The following is a 15,025-nucleotide window of genomic DNA, read 5'->3' on the forward strand; positions in this document are numbered from 1 at the left end:
CGACGAGTGAGGCCCAGAACTAGGACTCGTCGCGGCAGCTAAGGAGGAGCAGACCGTACACAGAAACAAGCGTAGCACGGGCCCCGGAGCGCGGAACGGCCGCCTCGGTCAGCTCCGCCCGCTCGCCAGCGCCACCGCCTGCCGCACGGACAGCTGCGGCAGGTATGCCCGCACCAGCGCGATCCCGATGGCGGGAAGAGCCACAGGATCCGGGTACGCCATGATCAGCGGGTGCAGCTCCGGCTGGAACTTCCGCTTGAACTTCAGCAGCGACCGGAACCCGTACACCGGCTCCAGCGACACGCTCAGGAAGTTCAGGATGCGGTCCATGCCGCGCGCATCCGCCTCGCCTCCCGCCGCGGTGTGCGCAAGCGGTGCGGCGGACAGGCTCATGAACTCGACCCCCTCGTCGCGCATCCGGGTGGCGGCCTCGGCGATCAGGAACTCCATCACGCCGTTGATGCTGCCGGGACGCCTGCGCATGAAGTCGAGGGTCCAGCCGACCACGAGCCCGTCGCGGTAGCTGGGCAGCCAGCTGGTCACCGCTTCGATCCTGCCCGCCTCGTCGACGGCGAGCATCAGCATCACGGCCGGGTCGCGGAGTTCGTCGAGGCCGCCGAGGGTGAAGCCCATCTCCGGCAGGTCCTTCTCGGCAACCCACTGCTCGGAGATGTCGGAGAGCTGCACGGCGGCGCTGAGCGGCAGAGCCTGGAACGTCGTCCACTCCGCCCGGATGCCCGCCCGCTGCGCCCGGTTGATGGAGCTGCGGACGTCCTGCCACTTCTTGCCCGTCGTCTCCCACTGCTGCGGGCGGATGACGGTCTCCTCCGCCACCACCATCGTCGACCAGCCCATCTCGTCGAAGAGCGGCTGCAGGCCGGCGTCCACGCTGTAGAACACGGGCGTCCAGCCGTTGTCGTCGCAGAACCGGGCGAACCGGTCGATGGAGCGGTCGTGCGGGGGCTGCCCGCCGAACGGGCCTCCCAGGGTGATGGCGACCCTGCCAACCACCCGGTATGCGATGGCCCGGCCGTCGACGGGGTCGAACCAGTAGTCGTTCCCCGGCCAGGTGGCCATGAACGAGATCGGGTCTCCCCCTCCGCGTTCGAGCAGGCTGCGCACGCGGCCGGCGTCCGTCGCCCCCTTGCGCCAGGATGCGCGGCCGCGCATCACGGGCAGGGCGCCGAGGATCACGATGAGCCAGAACACGGTGCCGATGTTGCGGTAGACGAAGATCGCGAGCGGGGTGGTCGGCAGGTACTGCACGGGCTCCCTGCGCAGGAAGCTGACGGGCACGAACCGTTCGAGCACATCGTCCAGCAGGTCGCTCAGGTCGAGCGGCCTGGTGAACCCGGTGTCCTTCTGCAGGTAGCCGATGAGCACGTAGAGACCGGCGAGCACGACGCCGGAGACCAGCACCGTGAGCACGTAGCGGCGCACGCTCTTCGCCGGCGGACGCACAGGGAAGTGCTGCCGGAAGGCGATCAGCAGGATGGCGATGGCGAGCGGCAGCAGCGCCGAGAGCGCCAGGATCGCCGTCACCTCCCAGTAGCGGGCGCCGACGTGCGGCCGCGGCGCTGCGCCGAGCGGGAGGATGCCGAAGTAGAGCGCGGAGAGCAGGGCGAGCAGCGCGTTCACCGCGACGGCGAGCCAGAGTGCGAAGCGGTTGCCGCGCAGCAGACCGTATGCGGCGACCAGCAGCACGAGGAGCGGCAGCACGGAGAGCAGGATCGGGCCGAGCCCGTTGATCCGCTCGATGGTGAGGTCGTGGACGCACTGCCTGGTCACGGCGAACGCCTGGCAGCGTTCGAGCAGCGAGCCGCGGTCCGGCACGTCGGAGGTGAACAGCAGCGCGATCGGCGACAGCAGGCCGTAGCGCGACGTGGTGAGCAGTCCGATCACCGGCCCGACCGCGGTGATCGTGACGGCGGAGGCGAGCAGCACCCGGATCTCGTGGTGTGAACTGCGCACCCAGCCGGCGAGCCGCGCCCCCGGTCGCAGCAGCACGCCGAGCCCCAGCCCGGCGAGCACGGCCAGCAGCCGGTAGACGTCGGACGGCATCCCAGAGTAGAGCACGTACATCACCGCGATCAGCACAGTCAGCACCCGGATGCGCCTCCGCCAGAGGGCGCCGGCGAACGCGCTCGCGGTCATGATCGTTCCGCCGAGGGCGGTGACGACGTCGAGCACGACGAGGTTGTGGACGTTGCGCGCCCACATCTCCCCCGTCGTCGAGGCGAGCAGCTGCAGTGCGACGCCGCCGACCGTCCCGACCACAGCGGTGGCGAAGTACGCCAGCGCCGTCCGCCAGGTGCCCATCAGTTGCTCGGCGGCCCCGACCAGCACGACGGTGAGGATGAGCGCCACGATCAGCTCGGCGAGGTCGTCGGTGAACAGCACGGAGGTGATCGGGGTCCACCAGTGCCCGTCGATGAGCGGGCCGGGCCCGGTGCCGAGCCAGATGTGCAGCGGACGCCGAGGGCCGTGGATGGGGCCGGTGACGAGGGCGAGCACGAGGATCAGCCCGGTCATCGCCGTGGTGAACGGGTGGGTCGCGATCAGTGCGCCCGTGCGCCGGCCGAGCCTGCCGAGCCGTGCGGATGCGTCCTTCACGAGGTGAGTCCCATCTGCGCCGCGATGAGCGGGAAGCCGTACTGCAGGGTGTGACGCACCGTGTTCCAATCGTGGGCCGTTCCCGGCGAGATGAGCAGGGTGGCGCGGACACCGGCCTTCGTCGCGTCCGCCTCCAGGGTACGGGCGAACGCCGTGTACTTCGCGTCGTTCTGGCCGACGCCGAGCACGATGGTCGAGTTGCGGTACGGAGCGTGCTGCGCCAGCTGGTGGGCGGGCTGGGCGTCCTCGAACGCCTGCGCGGACCCGCCGAAGCCCATCCGGATGGTCGTGGCGCGGTCGCCGAGGGTCGGTCCGAGCTCGCTCGACGACGCGAGGGCCGATCCGAACCGCTCGGGGTGTCCCGTCGCGAACTGCACGGCGCAGGTGGCGCCTTGCGAGTAGCCGAACACGCCCCAGGCGGCCGGGTCGCTGCTCACCCGGAAATGCGCCGTGATCCAGGCGGGCACGTCCTTCAGCAGGTAGGTCGCCGAGTTGCCGAACGCTGCCGAGTTCACGCACATCGGGTTGCGCCCGGGGCCGCCGAGCTGGTCGGCCGCCACCACGATGGGCGCGATGCCGTGGTGCTGGGCGGCGAACGCATCCATCGTCTGGTTGATCCGTCCCGCGGTGAACACGTCGGCGGGAGCGCCCGGCTGGCCGGGGAACGCGTAGAGCACGGGAAGCACGGGAGGGTGCGCGGTGAGTGCGGCGGGCGGGAGGTAGACGACGGCCTTGCGCGCGGCGAATCCGGACTCGGTGGCCGGGATGCGCACGACGCCGACCTTCCCCTTCGCGGGGATGGAGGCGGGCGGCGTCCAGGTGGAGGCGTAGTCGGTCCCGATGTCCGCCACTTCACCCTTCTCGGCGTGGAAGGACAGCGCCGGGTACGGCACGACGCCGAGCACGTCGTTGAGGTCGCGGTACTCGCCGAAGTCGACGTTGATCCCCGCGCCGGCCGTCAGCACGAAGACCGGGATGCTCAGCACCGCGACGACCTTTCTCCACCAGCGCGAGCGGAACAGGTTCGCGATGGCGAGCCCGATCCCCGCGAATGCCAGGATCGCCCACATCCTGGTCACGGGGGTGAGCGTCACCCCGAACACGTCGAACACGTCGACGAGCAGCCAGGAGACGAGCCAGCCGATCAGCGCGCCCGCGGCGGCGGAGAGGAGCCCGGCGACGGTTCGGCGCAGCGTCGGCCGCACCAGCAGATAGAGCACGAGGACGGCGGAGAGCACATCGACGGCCACCAGGAACGGCGGCTTGTCGATGCGCAGGGTCATGAGCCAGTTCAGGGCCGTTCCTCTCCAAAAGCATGCAAAGCGGTTCGATTATGGAGCGCTCAGGCTGCGGAAAGCTGTAGCCGGGCTGACATTCAGCCGACTCCGAGGCTTCGCAGCCTGAGCGCTCGTTCAGTCGACCGCCAGGGCGGCGACCGGCGCGACCGCGGTGGCCCGCCGTGTCGGCGCGAGCGAGGCGAGCAGGGCGAGGGCCGCGGCCGCCACCACGATGATCACGAGGAACGGCCAGGGCAGCACCGGAGCAAGCAGCCCGCCGCCCGGGATGCTCCCCAGCAGAGACTGCGCGCCCACCCAGCCGTACGCCGTGCCGAGCACCAGCCCGGTGACCACGGCCGCGATGGTCAGCTGGGCGCTCTCGGCGAGGATCATCCTGCGCACCTGGGCGGCACTGAAGCCGAGCGCGCGCAGCAGGCCGAGTTCGCGCCGCCGCTGCAGCACGCTGAGCGACAGGCTGTTGATCACACCGACCCCGGCGATGATCGCCGAGAACCCGACGAGCACGGTGAAGATCAGCATCGTGACCGTGAGGACACTTTCAGCTCCCTCGTACATCCCGGGCTCGTTCTTCGCCGCCTCACGGATCATCTGGAGGTAGGACTGCGCGGCCACCACGAACATCGTGATGAGAGTGACGCCGATGACGAGCCCGATGGTGGTGCGCGAGCTGCGCTCCGGGTTCCTGACGGCGTTGGCGGCGGCGAGCCTGCCCGCCGCTCCCCGGCCGAACAGCAGCCCGACCGCGCGCAGCACGCCCGGCATGAAGAACGGAGCCGACAGCACGATCCCGGTGAACGACAGCACCCCGCCGGGCAGCGCGATCAGCACACCGTACCCGCTGGCGATCGGGATCCCGCTCGTGGCGAGGACGCCCAGCCCGAGCAGCAGGCCGAACACGAGCAACCCGACGCCGGAGACGAGCAGGACGATCGCGACGACGAGGCGACCACGCTGGCGCACGGCGGCGGCCGGACGCTCCTCCGCGGCACCGAGCGCTTGCACCGGCGTGACGGTGAGCACGCGGCGGCTGCCGACCCAGGAGGCGAGCCAGGTGGTGACGATCACCACGGCGACCGGCGCGAGCAGCGCGGGCGTGATCACCGGATAGAGCACATCCGGCAGCACCCCGACGGCGACGAAGAGACGCACCGCCGCGAGCGACAGCACCGCTGCAGCGACACCGCCGATGCTCGCGCCGACGAGTCCGACCGCGAGCCCCTCGCTCGCCACCGAGCGACGCTGCGCGCGGGCGCTCGACCCGATCAGGCGCAGCAGCGCGATGGTCCGCGTGCGCCCGGCGATCACCGTCGCGAAGGTGTTCGTGGTGACGATGGCTCCGACGTAGACGGCGATGATGAAGAACACCCCGGCGACGATCCCGAGGGCGACCCCGACGGCGCCGTGCTCGGCGACCGGGCTGTCGGCGATGTATGCGGACAGCACGCTCGTGGTGGACAGCAGGGCGACGCCGAACGCGGCGCTGAGGGCGGCGACCAGGATGCTCGCGCGGTGGTCGCGGGCGTTCGCGCGGAACGCGGAGAACGGGCGGCTCACGCGTGCTGCTCCATTCCCAGCATGTACGACGAGATCTCTTCCGCCGCGGAGCGCCCGCGCTCGGCGGCGACGCGGCCGTCGGCCAGGAACACGATGCGGTCGGCGTAGCTCGCCGCGATGGGGTCGTGGGTGACCATTGCGATGCTCTGCCCGTATGTGCGGCTCGCCTCGGCGAGCAGGGTGAGCACCTCGCGGCCGGTGCGCGAGTCGAGGTTGCCCGTCGGCTCGTCGGCGAAGATCAGGTCGGGGCGGGTGGCGAGCGCGCGCACGATGGCCACGCGCTGCTGCTGGCCGCCGGACAGCTCGTGCGGGCGGTGGGTGAGCCGGGCGCGCAGGCCGAGGGAGTTGATCAGGTGGTCGATCCACTCGCCCTGGGTGCGCGTCGGGCGGCGGCCGTCGAGTTCGAACGGCAACCGGATGTTCGCGGCGACGTCGAGCGTCGGCACAAGGTTGAACGACTGGAACACGAAACCGACGCGACGGCGCCGCAGGACGGTGAGTTCCGCATCCCCGAGCCGGGTGATGTCGGTGTCACCGAGGAACACCTGGCCGCCGGTGACCGTGTCGAGTCCGGCCATGACGTGCATCAGCGTCGACTTGCCCGATCCGCTCGGGCCCATGATGGCGGTGAAACGGCCGGCCGGGATGCCGAGCGAGACGCCGTCGAGCGCGTTCACCCGTCCAGCACCCGTGCCGTACGACTTGGTCGCATCGACCACGCGGGCCACGAGCGGCTCCTCCGGCGGTGTGATCGGAGAGGCGGAGGTCACGGTCTCGGTGGTGATGTTGTCCATGCTCACCACGCTAGGGACGCGGGCAGGGTCTCCGGATCGGGCGGCAGGGCTATCCGCGATCAGCCGGAAGGATGATTCTTGCGCCCGTTCCTTACTCCGCCGCGGTGAGGCCGTGCTCGAACGCGTAGACGACCATCTGCACGCGATCTCGCAGCCCGAGCTTGCTCAGGATGCGGCTTATGTGCGTCTTCACCGTCGCCTCGCTCAGGTACTCCGTCGCCGCGATCTCCGCGTTGCTGAGACCGCGCGCCGCGAGCACGAAGATCTCCCGCTCCCGCGCGGTGAGGCTGCCGAACTCCTCCGGCTCCGGCTTGACCGGCTCGCTGGACGAGAAGTACTGGAACAGCTCGCGCGTCGCCCCCGCCGCGATCACGGCGCTCCCCGCGTGCACCGTGCGGATCGCCGCGAGCAGGAACTCCGGCTCCGCATCCTTCAGCACGAAGCCGCTCGCCCCGCCCCGGATGGCACGGGCGGCCGCCTCGTCGAGGTCGAAGGTGGTCAGCACCACGATCCGCGGCGCACTCCTGGCCTCGCGGGCCGCGCTCTCGATGATCTCGGTCGTCGCCGCGATCCCGTCCATCACGGGCATCCGGATGTCCATCAGCACCACGTCCGGCGCGGTGTCCCTGGCGAGCTGCACGCCCTCCGCCCCGTTGGCCGCCTCCCCGACGAACTCCAGGTCGGCCTGCGACCCCACGAGCATCCTGACCCCGGCGCGGAACAACGGCTGGTCGTCGACCAGCAGCACCCGGATGCGCCCGGTCGCGGCCTCGACGGCTTCCGTCAGCTGGTCGCCGCTCACGCCGTCTCCCCCGCCGGCAGGAACGCGTTCACCAGGAACTCGCCGCCGGCCGGGCCGGCCGCGAGGCTCCCTCCGGCGAGCGTCGCCCGCTCGCGCATCCCTGGCAGGCCATGGCCGACGCGCGGAAGCGCTCCGGTGGCCGGGGTGTCGGTCAGGACGGTCTTCATGGTGTTCCTCACGGTGATGGTGATGCCGGGTCCTCCGTCGCGCTGCGCGACCTCGGCGAGGACGACGGTGGCCGGCATACTGGTGTCTCCGTGCCGGAGGGCGTTGGTGAGCGCCTCCTGCACGATGCGGTACGCGGCGATCTGCTGGGCCGAGCCGAGCATCCGGTAGCCGCCGATGCGTTCGACGGTGACGTCGAGCCCGGCCGCGCGCACCTGCTCGACCGTTCGGTCGAGGTCGTCGAGGGACGGCTGCGGACCCTCCGGCTGGGCGTGGCGCAGTTCGGCGAGCAGCACCCGTACGTCGCCGAGTGCGGACCGGGCGGTGGATGCGATGGTCTTGAGCGCGACGTCGACCGCATCCGGGTCGGCGTGCCGGGCGTAGCGTGCGCCGTCCGCTTGCGCGATCACCACCGCGAGCGAGTGCGCGACCACGTCGTGCATGTCGCGGGCGATGCGGGTGCGCTCCTGCTCGACCACCACGTCCTCGACGGCGCGCGCCCGGTCGAACTCCGCGACCACCTGGGCGCGCCTGGACATCCTGGCGTTGCGCCAGGTGCGCATGAGCAGGCCGAGCACCCAGGACAGGCCGAGCACGGTGGCGCTGACCACCACGAGGAAGACGAACTCGAGCGCCAGCCGCGAGATGGCACCGGAGAGCAGGTCGAGGTAGCTCTGGTTGAGGGCGGCGGTGAGCGAGAGGTAGAGCGCGGCGACCACCGCGCCGAGCCCGGCGGAGATGAGACCGGACCAGCGCACGATCCTGTCCCCGTACGCCGCCGTCGCGTACAGCACGACCAGGATGGCCACATCGCTGAACTGGATGCTGTGGCCGGTGGTCATCTGCAGCACCGCGGTCAGCCAGGCGATGGCGAGGGCCACGGCCGGGGAGATGCGGCGGACGGCGACCGCGACCGTGAAGCCGATCACCACCACGATCGCCGACCGGGCTCCGCCGTCTCCGGAGATGCCGAACAGCCCCGCCGAGTCGAACGGCAGGCACAGCACGGCGAACAGCACGGCGCCGGCGATGTCGAACGTCAACTGCCGTCTGGTGAGGCGGCGCACGAGGCCCGTGCGGTTGGGGTCGCTCTCGGGAACGGGGGTGCCGCCGGAGGAGGCGAGCCAGACGAGCACGGAGTGGTTGCCCGTCTCGGCACCCGGAACTGCACCCTCCTCCGCACCGGCGCCGACACTGCTCGCGCGCTGCCGGGCGACGAGGAAGCCGAGCAGCCAGCCCGCCACGAAGGTCACCGCGAGCAGCAGACTCATCAGCAGCAGCCCGACACCTTGGCTGGTGTAGTAGCCGCCGATCACCGGCCCGATCAGCGGGAACTTCAGCTCGCCGCGCACCGTGAAGAGGTAGGCCAGCATCGGCGCGACCAGGATGGCGGACGCGAAGTCGAGCCAGCGCACCACCGGCCCGGAGTGCGCGGCGATGCCGAACACCGCGATCAGCACGGCCACGGCGGACAGCACCCGGAACGGCATCGGCATCGAGACCGACTCCGTCGCCTCCCCCAGCACCGCGAGCCAGAGCAGCCCGAGCGAGACGGGCGGAAGCACCCGGGAGACGGCGACCGCCGCGCAGTAGAACGTGAGCGCGAGCGCCGACTGGAACTCGAACGGAAGTCCGGCGATCACCCACGAGAGGAAGAGGACCACACCGAGCGCAGGTTCGAGGACCCAGCGGTACGGGACGATCCTCTCCACCAGGCGGGTACGGTACGGCATCCCTCTACGGTACGGGGCCGACGGGCGCCGCACCGCCTCGAACGGCCGATTTCATCCCAGGGATGTACGCCGCGGCGCTCCTAGAACCCGAGCCGGCCGAGCTGCTTCGGGTCGCGCTGCCAGTCCTTCGCCACCTTCACCCTGATCGACAGGAACACGTGCTTGCCGAGCAGCTCCTCGATCGGCTTGCGCGCGGTGGCGCCGACCTCCCGGATGCGGCTGCCGCCCTTGCCGATCACGATCGCCTTCTGGCTGTCGCGCTCGACGAACAGGTTGGCGTAGACCTCCACCAGGTCTTTGTCGTCGCGCTCGATGATGTCGTCGATGGTCACGGCCAGCGAGTGCGGCAGCTCGTCCTCGACGCCTTCCAGCACGGCCTCGCGGATGTACTCGGAGATGCGGTCCTCCAGGCCCTCGTCGGTGACGGCATCCGACGGGTACAGCGGTGCGGGAGAGACCGGGAGCAGACGCATCAGCTCGGTGGTCAGCGTGTCCAGCTGAATGTGGCTGGTCGCCGACAGCGGCACGATCGCCTCCCACTCGCGCAGCGCGGAGACCGCGAGCAGCTGCTCGGCCACAGCCGCCTTGCTCGCCGCGTCGATCTTTGTCACGATCGCGACCTTCTTGGCGCGCGGGTACTCATCCAGCTGCTCGTTGATGAACCGGTCGCCCGGGCCGATCTTCTCGTCGGCGGGGATGCAGAAGCCGATCACATCCACGTCGCCGAGGGTCGACTGCACGAGCGAGTTGAGCCGTTCGCCGAGCAGGGTGCGCGGCCGGTGGATGCCCGGCGTGTCCACCAGGATCAGCTGCCCGTTCTTCTGGTGCACGATGCCGCGGATGGCGCGGCGCGTGGTCTGCGGCTTGGAGGACGTGATCGCGACCTTCTCGCCGACGAGCGCGTTGGTCAGCGTGGACTTGCCGACGTTGGGGCGGCCGACGAACGACGCGAAGCCGGCGTGGAAGTCGTTCACGAGTGGTTCTCCTCTTCCGGCGCGCCAGGCGCCGAGATCAGTGCTGCGTCGCGTTCGACGAGCACGGTGCTGACGTGTTTGCGGCGGCCCTCTGTGCGGTCGACCGTGAACCGCAGTCCGTGAGTGGATGCGGTCGAGCCGACCTCCGGCAGGCGGCCGAGCGCCTTGGCGACGAGGCCACCGACGCTGTCGACGTCGTCGTCGTCCAGTTCCAGGTCGAACAGCTCGCCCAGTTCGTCGATGGGGAGGCGGGTACTCACGCGATAGCGCCCCTCGCCCACCTGCTGCACCAGTTCCACCTCGTGGTCGTACTCGTCGGAGATGTCTCCGACCAGTTCCTCGATCAGGTCTTCCAGGGTCACCAGCCCGGCGATGCCGCCGTACTCGTCCACCACCATCGCCAGGTGGTTGGACTCCAGCTGCATCTGCCGCAGCAGCGCGTCCGCCTTCTGCGACTCCGGCACGAACAGCGCGGGCCGCACGATGTCGCCCATCGTCAGCTCGTCGGCGCCGAGCGGGCTCTCGAAGCTGAGCTTGGCCACATCCCGCAGGTACAGCACACCCACGACCTCGTCGGGGTCGCCGTCGATCACGGGCATCCTGGACACGCCCTTGCTGAAGAACAGGCCCATCGCGGTGCCGAGTCCGGCCGATTTGTCGATGGCGACCATGTCGGTGCGCGGGATCATCACCTCGCGCACCACCGTCTCGTTGAACTCGAAGATCGAGTGGATGAGCTCGCGGTCGTCCTCTTCCAGCACGTCGAACTCGGTGGCTTCGTCGACGATGCTGAGCAGCTGCTCCTCGCTCGCGACCGGCGCGGAGCGCGCCCGCGACGGCGTCACCCGGTTGCCGAGGGCCACCAGGCCGCCGGCGATCGGGCCGAGCAGCACCCGGATGAACCGCACGAGCGGCGCGGTCAGCCGCAACAGCATCGTGGAGTTGGCGCGTCCGACGCTGCGCGGGCTCGCCCCGACCAGCACGAACGACACGGCCGTCATGATGAGCGCGGACAGCAGCAGCGAGATCCACCACTCGTCGAAGGTCTGCTCGAAGGCGAGCGTCACGAGCACGGCCGCGGTGGTCTCCGCGGTGATGCGGCTGAAGTTGATCGCGTTGAAGTACGCACCAGGATCGGCGGCGATCGCCAGCAGCGACGTCTTCGACCGCGAGGTCTCGGCCAGCTCGGCGATGTCGTTCCTGGACTGCACGGACAGGGCGGAGTCCACGGCGGCCATCAGGCCGCCGAACGCGACGAGCAGGAACGCGACGATGAAGAACAGCGTTGCGAGCATCCGGCGCCTATCGCTGTCGGTCGTAGCGGGAGAAGCCCACCAGGATGTCGCGCTGGATGCCGAACATCTCGCGCTCCTCGGCCGGCTCGGCGTGGTCGAAGCCGAGCAGGTGCAGGATGCCGTGCGTCGTCAGGAGCAGCAGCTCCTCCATCAGGGAGTGCCCGGCCGTCTCCGCCTGGGCCTGAGCGACCTGTGGGCAGAGCACGACATCGCCGAGCAGCCCGGCGGGAGCAGGCTCCTCCTCCGTGCCGGGGCGCAGCTCGTCCATCGGGAAGCTCAGCACGTCGGTCGGCCCAGGCTCGTCCATCCACTGCACGTGCAGCTGCTCCATCGCCGCCTCGTCCACCAGGACGATGGCGAGCTCGGCATCCGGATGCACGTGCATGATGTCGAACGCGTACCCGGCGAGCCGCTGCAGTGCAGCTTCGTCCACCTCGATGGCCGACTCGTTGTTGACTTCGATACTCATGGGCCGGGCCTAACGTCGTTTCGGGAAGCGGTCGCGCGGGACGGCGGAGCGGCGCTCTGCGCGGTTGGCGAACTCGGCCGCCTGCTCGCGCTCGTAGTGCAGCGCCTGCTTCTGCGCGTCGTACTCGGTGTATGCGTCGACGATGCGGCCGACCAGCGTGTGCCGGACGACGTCGTCGCTGGTGAGACGCGCGAAGTAGATGTCGTCGATGTCCTTCAGCACCCGCGTCACCAGCCGGAGGCCGCTGGCCGCCGTCGGCAGGTCCACCTGCGTGATGTCGCCGGTGACGACCATCCGCGAGCCGAAGCCGAGCCTGGTGAGGAACATCTTCATCTGCTCCGGCGTGGTGTTCTGCGCCTCGTCGAGCACGATGAACGAGTCGTTCAGCGTGCGTCCGCGCATGTACGCCAGCGGAGCGACCTCGATCGTGCCGGCCGCGAGCAGCTTCGGCACGATGTCCGGGTCCATCATCTCGTTGAGCGCGTCGTACAGCGGACGCAGGTACGGGTCGATCTTGTCAGTGAGCGTGCCAGGCAGGTAGCCGAGCCGCTCGCCGGCCTCGACGGCCGGGCGGGTCAGGATGATCCTGTTGACCTCTTTGCGCTGCAGGGCCTGCACGGCCTTCGCCATCGCCAGATAGGTCTTGCCCGTGCCTGCCGGTCCGATGCCGAACACGATGGTGTTGTGGTCGATGGCGTCGACGTACTGCTTCTGACCGAGGGTCTTCGGCCGGATCGCCTTGCCGCGCGCGGTCAGGATGGCCTGGCTGAGCACGTCGGACGGGCTCAGGTTCAGGCCGGTGTCCAGCATCTTCGCCGAACTGGTCACCTCGGCGGGGCTGATCTCCTGGCCGTTGCGCACCATCAGCAGCAGCTCCTCGATCAGCCGGCGGGCCGCATCCACCTGGGACGCGTCGCCGGTGAGCGAGATCTCGTTGCCGCGAACGTGCACGCTGACCTGCGGGTACTGCCGCTCCAACGTGGTGAGCAGACGATCCTGCGGGCCGAGCAACCGCACCATCTGCACGCCGTCGACGTGCAGGCGCGCTTCGGACTCCGATGCTCCCGCTGCAGGCGTTGATTCGCTAGTCGGCAAGGCTTCCTTCCTCGAGCTCTCCGCTCAGAACGTGGGCGTGCACATGGAACACGGTCTGTCCCGCATTGGCCCCGGTATTGAAGATCAAACGGAAATCACCGTCGGAGTGTTCCTCCGCCAGCGATTTCGCCGTCGCGACCAGCTCGGCCAGCAGGGCGGGATCCCCCGCCGCCAACTCGGTCACGTCGCGGTACTGCTGCGTCTTGGGTACGACCAGGAGGTGCACGGGCGCCTTGGGCGCGATGTCCCTGAACGCGATGATGCGCTCGCCGTCGTAGACGATGTCGGCCGGGATCTCGCCCGCGATGATGCGGGAGAAGATCGAAGGCTGCTCGGTTTCCATGTCTCCCATCTTAAGCGCCACGCCTCACCAACGGCCGATGGATGCGTTCAGCACGGCCAGGGCCGCCGGCCCGGCCGTCGAGGTGCGCAGCACGGTCGAGCCGAGGCGCACGAGCTCGGCGCCCGCGCCGCGGAACGCGTCGAGCTCGGACGGCGCGATGCCGCCCTCCGGGCCGACCACCAGCACGAGAGGGCGCGCATCCGGCTGCAGCGACGTGAGCGGCACATCCGCGTCCGGCTCCAGCACGAGCACGCGCGCGTCGGCGCAGTGTGCAGCGACCTGCTTGGTCGACGCCAGCTCCCCGACCTCCGGCACCCAGGCCCGGATCGACTGCTTCGCCGCCTCGCGCACGATGGTCGCCCAGCGCTCGCGGCCCTTGGCGACCTTCTGGCCCTCCCAGCGGGAGACGGAGCGGGATGCCGCCCACGGGATCACCGCATCCACGCCCAATTCGGTCGCGGCCTGGATGGCGAGCTCGTCACGGTCGCCCTTCGCGAGGGCCTGCACGAGCGTGATCGCCGGCGCACCGCGCTCGACTTGCTGCACCGTGGCCACGTCGATGGTCAGCGCGGCGTTGGTCGCCTCCACCACCTCGCCCGTCGCCACGAGACCCCGGCCGTTGCCGATCATCACCGACTGGCCAGGCCGGGTGCGGTTGACCGTCGCCGCGTGCTTCGCCTCAGCACCGGTGATCGACAGGCGCTCCCCGACCGTCGCCGTCTCCAGGTCCTCCCGCAGGTAGAGCGAGCTCATGCCGGGATCAGACGTTCAGGAAGCGGTCGCGCAGCTTGGCGAAGAGACCCTGCTGGAAGCGGGCCAGCGACGGCTCCTCCTGCTTGTGCGTCGAGGCGAACTGCTTGATCAGCTCACGCTCCTTGTGGTCGAGCTTCGTCGGGGTGACCACCTGGATGCCGACCCGCAGGTCGCCGCGGCCGCTGCCGCGCAGGTGCGTGATGCCGCGATCCTTCACCGTGATGATGTCCGCGCTCTGGATGCCCGCCTTCAGCTCCAGCTTGATGTCGCCGTCGAGCGCCTTGACCGTGGCCGTGGTGCCGAGGATCGCATCCGTCATCGCCACTTCGAGCGTGCAGAGCAGGTCGTCGCCGTCGCGGCTGAACACGTCGTGGTGCTTGACCTTGATCTCCAGGTAGAGGTCGCCGTTCGGGCCGCCGGCGGGACCGGCCTCGCCGCTGCCCGGCATCTGCAGCCGGAGGCCGGTGTCGACACCGGCGGGGATGTCCACGGGAACCGTGCGGCGGGCGCGCACGCGGCCCTGGCCCTGGCAGGTGACGCACGGCGTCGCGATGACGGTGCCGTAGCCACGGCAGGTGCCGCAGGGGGTGGAGGTCATCACGTTGCCGAGCAGCGAACGCACGGAGCGCTGGATGCTGCCGGTGCCGTGGCAGATGTCACAGGTCACCGGAGCGGTGCCCGGCTGGCAGCACGAGCCGTTGCAGGTCTCGCAGACGATGGCGGTGTCGACCTCGAGGTCGCGGTGGGTGCCGAAGATGACCTCGTCGAGGTCCACCTCGACGCGCAGCAGCGCATCCTGGCCGCGCTCGCGGCGGGACTTCGGCCCTCTGGTCTGGCCGCCCCCTCCGAAGAACGTCTCGAAGATGTCGCCGAAGCCGCCGAAGTTCTGGCCGCCTCCGCCGAAGCCGGCCTGCGGGCCGAGGTCGTACTGCTCGCGCTGCTGCGGGTCGCTCAGCACGTCGTACGCGTGGGTGACCAGCTTGAAACGCTCGGACGCCTCGGCGGACGGGTTCACATCCGGGTGCAGTTCGCGGGCGAGGCGGCGGTACGCCTTCTTGATCTCATCGGGGGTGGCGTTGCGCTCAACGCCCAGGACTTCGTAGTGGTCGGCCACAGACGGCTTTTCCTTCTCGTTCG

Annotated in this window: 13 protein-coding genes; all 13 read right to left on the reverse strand. The window is 70.0% G+C overall.

Annotated features, from left to right (window positions below; translation table 11 throughout):
• Window positions 1–108: 108 nt before the first annotated feature.
• Window positions 109–2,613 (reverse strand): phosphatidylglycerol lysyltransferase domain-containing protein, encoded by a 2,505-nt coding sequence (locus AC1ROC_RS03010; protein WP_492998015.1) that lies wholly within the window; start codon window positions 2,611–2,613, stop codon window positions 109–111.
• Window positions 2,610–3,896, reverse strand: a complete 1,287-nt coding sequence (locus AC1ROC_RS03015; protein WP_492998017.1) for an alpha/beta hydrolase — start codon at window positions 3,894–3,896, stop codon at window positions 2,610–2,612. Before AC1ROC_RS03015 ends, AC1ROC_RS03010 begins: the two co-directional genes overlap by 4 nt.
• Window positions 3,897–4,025: 129 nt before the next feature.
• A complete protein-coding gene (locus AC1ROC_RS03020) occupies window positions 4,026–5,465 on the reverse strand; it encodes an ABC transporter permease (protein ID WP_492998019.1) in 1,440 nt (479 codons plus the stop codon).
• Window positions 5,462–6,259 (reverse strand): ABC transporter ATP-binding protein, encoded by a 798-nt coding sequence (locus AC1ROC_RS03025; RefSeq protein WP_492998021.1) that lies wholly within the window; start codon window positions 6,257–6,259, stop codon window positions 5,462–5,464. The genes AC1ROC_RS03020 and AC1ROC_RS03025 overlap by 4 nt, the downstream gene beginning before the upstream one ends.
• A gap of 91 nt (window positions 6,260–6,350) precedes the next feature.
• The gene (locus AC1ROC_RS03030; protein WP_492998023.1) at window positions 6,351–7,061 is read right to left on the reverse strand and encodes a response regulator; all 711 of its coding nucleotides are present in this window, start codon (window positions 7,059–7,061) and stop codon (window positions 6,351–6,353) included.
• Window positions 7,058–8,959, reverse strand: a complete 1,902-nt coding sequence (locus AC1ROC_RS03035; RefSeq protein WP_492998025.1) for a sensor histidine kinase — start codon at window positions 8,957–8,959, stop codon at window positions 7,058–7,060. Before AC1ROC_RS03035 ends, AC1ROC_RS03030 begins: the two co-directional genes overlap by 4 nt.
• Window positions 8,960–9,039: 80 nt before the next feature.
• Window positions 9,040–9,933 (reverse strand): GTPase Era, encoded by an 894-nt coding sequence (gene era / locus AC1ROC_RS03040; protein WP_085371224.1) that lies wholly within the window; start codon window positions 9,931–9,933, stop codon window positions 9,040–9,042.
• Entirely contained in the window at window positions 9,930–11,228 is a 1,299-nt protein-coding gene (locus AC1ROC_RS03045; protein ID WP_492998027.1) for a hemolysin family protein, read from the reverse strand. The genes era and AC1ROC_RS03045 overlap by 4 nt, the downstream gene beginning before the upstream one ends.
• 7 nt (window positions 11,229–11,235) lie before the next feature.
• The gene (gene ybeY / locus AC1ROC_RS03050) at window positions 11,236–11,697 is read right to left on the reverse strand and encodes an rRNA maturation RNase YbeY (protein ID WP_085371226.1); all 462 of its coding nucleotides are present in this window, start codon (window positions 11,695–11,697) and stop codon (window positions 11,236–11,238) included.
• Window positions 11,698–11,706: 9 nt separating this feature from the next.
• Window positions 11,707–12,792 (reverse strand): PhoH family protein, encoded by a 1,086-nt coding sequence (locus AC1ROC_RS03055; protein ID WP_434948530.1) that lies wholly within the window; start codon window positions 12,790–12,792, stop codon window positions 11,707–11,709.
• Window positions 12,782–13,135 carry a histidine triad nucleotide-binding protein gene (locus tag AC1ROC_RS03060; protein ID WP_085371228.1) on the reverse strand — a complete coding sequence of 118 codons (354 nt, stop codon included), beginning with the start codon at window positions 13,133–13,135 and terminating at the stop codon, window positions 12,782–12,784. Before AC1ROC_RS03060 ends, AC1ROC_RS03055 begins: the two co-directional genes overlap by 11 nt.
• A 24-nt stretch (window positions 13,136–13,159) precedes the next feature.
• Complete coding sequence (locus AC1ROC_RS03065) at window positions 13,160–13,888, reverse strand: 16S rRNA (uracil(1498)-N(3))-methyltransferase (RefSeq protein ID WP_492998030.1); 729 nt, start codon at window positions 13,886–13,888, stop codon at window positions 13,160–13,162.
• A 7-nt stretch (window positions 13,889–13,895) separates the two neighbouring features.
• A complete protein-coding gene (dnaJ, locus tag AC1ROC_RS03070; RefSeq protein ID WP_085371230.1) occupies window positions 13,896–15,002 on the reverse strand; it encodes a molecular chaperone DnaJ in 1,107 nt (368 codons plus the stop codon).
• Window positions 15,003–15,025 lie beyond the last annotated feature (23 nt).

This window comes from Leifsonia sp. GW821-FHT13C05, assembly GCF_058806515.1.

Coding starts and splice junctions, on each gene's coding strand:
- AC1ROC_RS03015 (WP_492998017.1), bottom strand. CDS start 3,896: ATGACCCTGCGCATCGACAAGCCGCCGTTCCTGGTGGCCGTCGATGTG.
- AC1ROC_RS03025 (WP_492998021.1), bottom strand. CDS start 6,259: ATGGACAACATCACCACCGAGACCGTGACCTCCGCCTCTCCGATCACA.
- AC1ROC_RS03035 (WP_492998025.1), bottom strand. CDS start 8,959: ATGCCGTACCGTACCCGCCTGGTGGAGAGGATCGTCCCGTACCGCTGG.
- ybeY (WP_085371226.1), bottom strand. CDS start 11,697: ATGAGTATCGAAGTCAACAACGAGTCGGCCATCGAGGTGGACGAAGCT.
- AC1ROC_RS03065 (WP_492998030.1), bottom strand. CDS start 13,888: ATGAGCTCGCTCTACCTGCGGGAGGACCTGGAGACGGCGACGGTCGGG.
- AC1ROC_RS03045 (WP_492998027.1), bottom strand. CDS start 11,228: ATGCTCGCAACGCTGTTCTTCATCGTCGCGTTCCTGCTCGTCGCGTTC.
- AC1ROC_RS03060 (WP_085371228.1), bottom strand. CDS start 13,135: ATGGAAACCGAGCAGCCTTCGATCTTCTCCCGCATCATCGCGGGCGAG.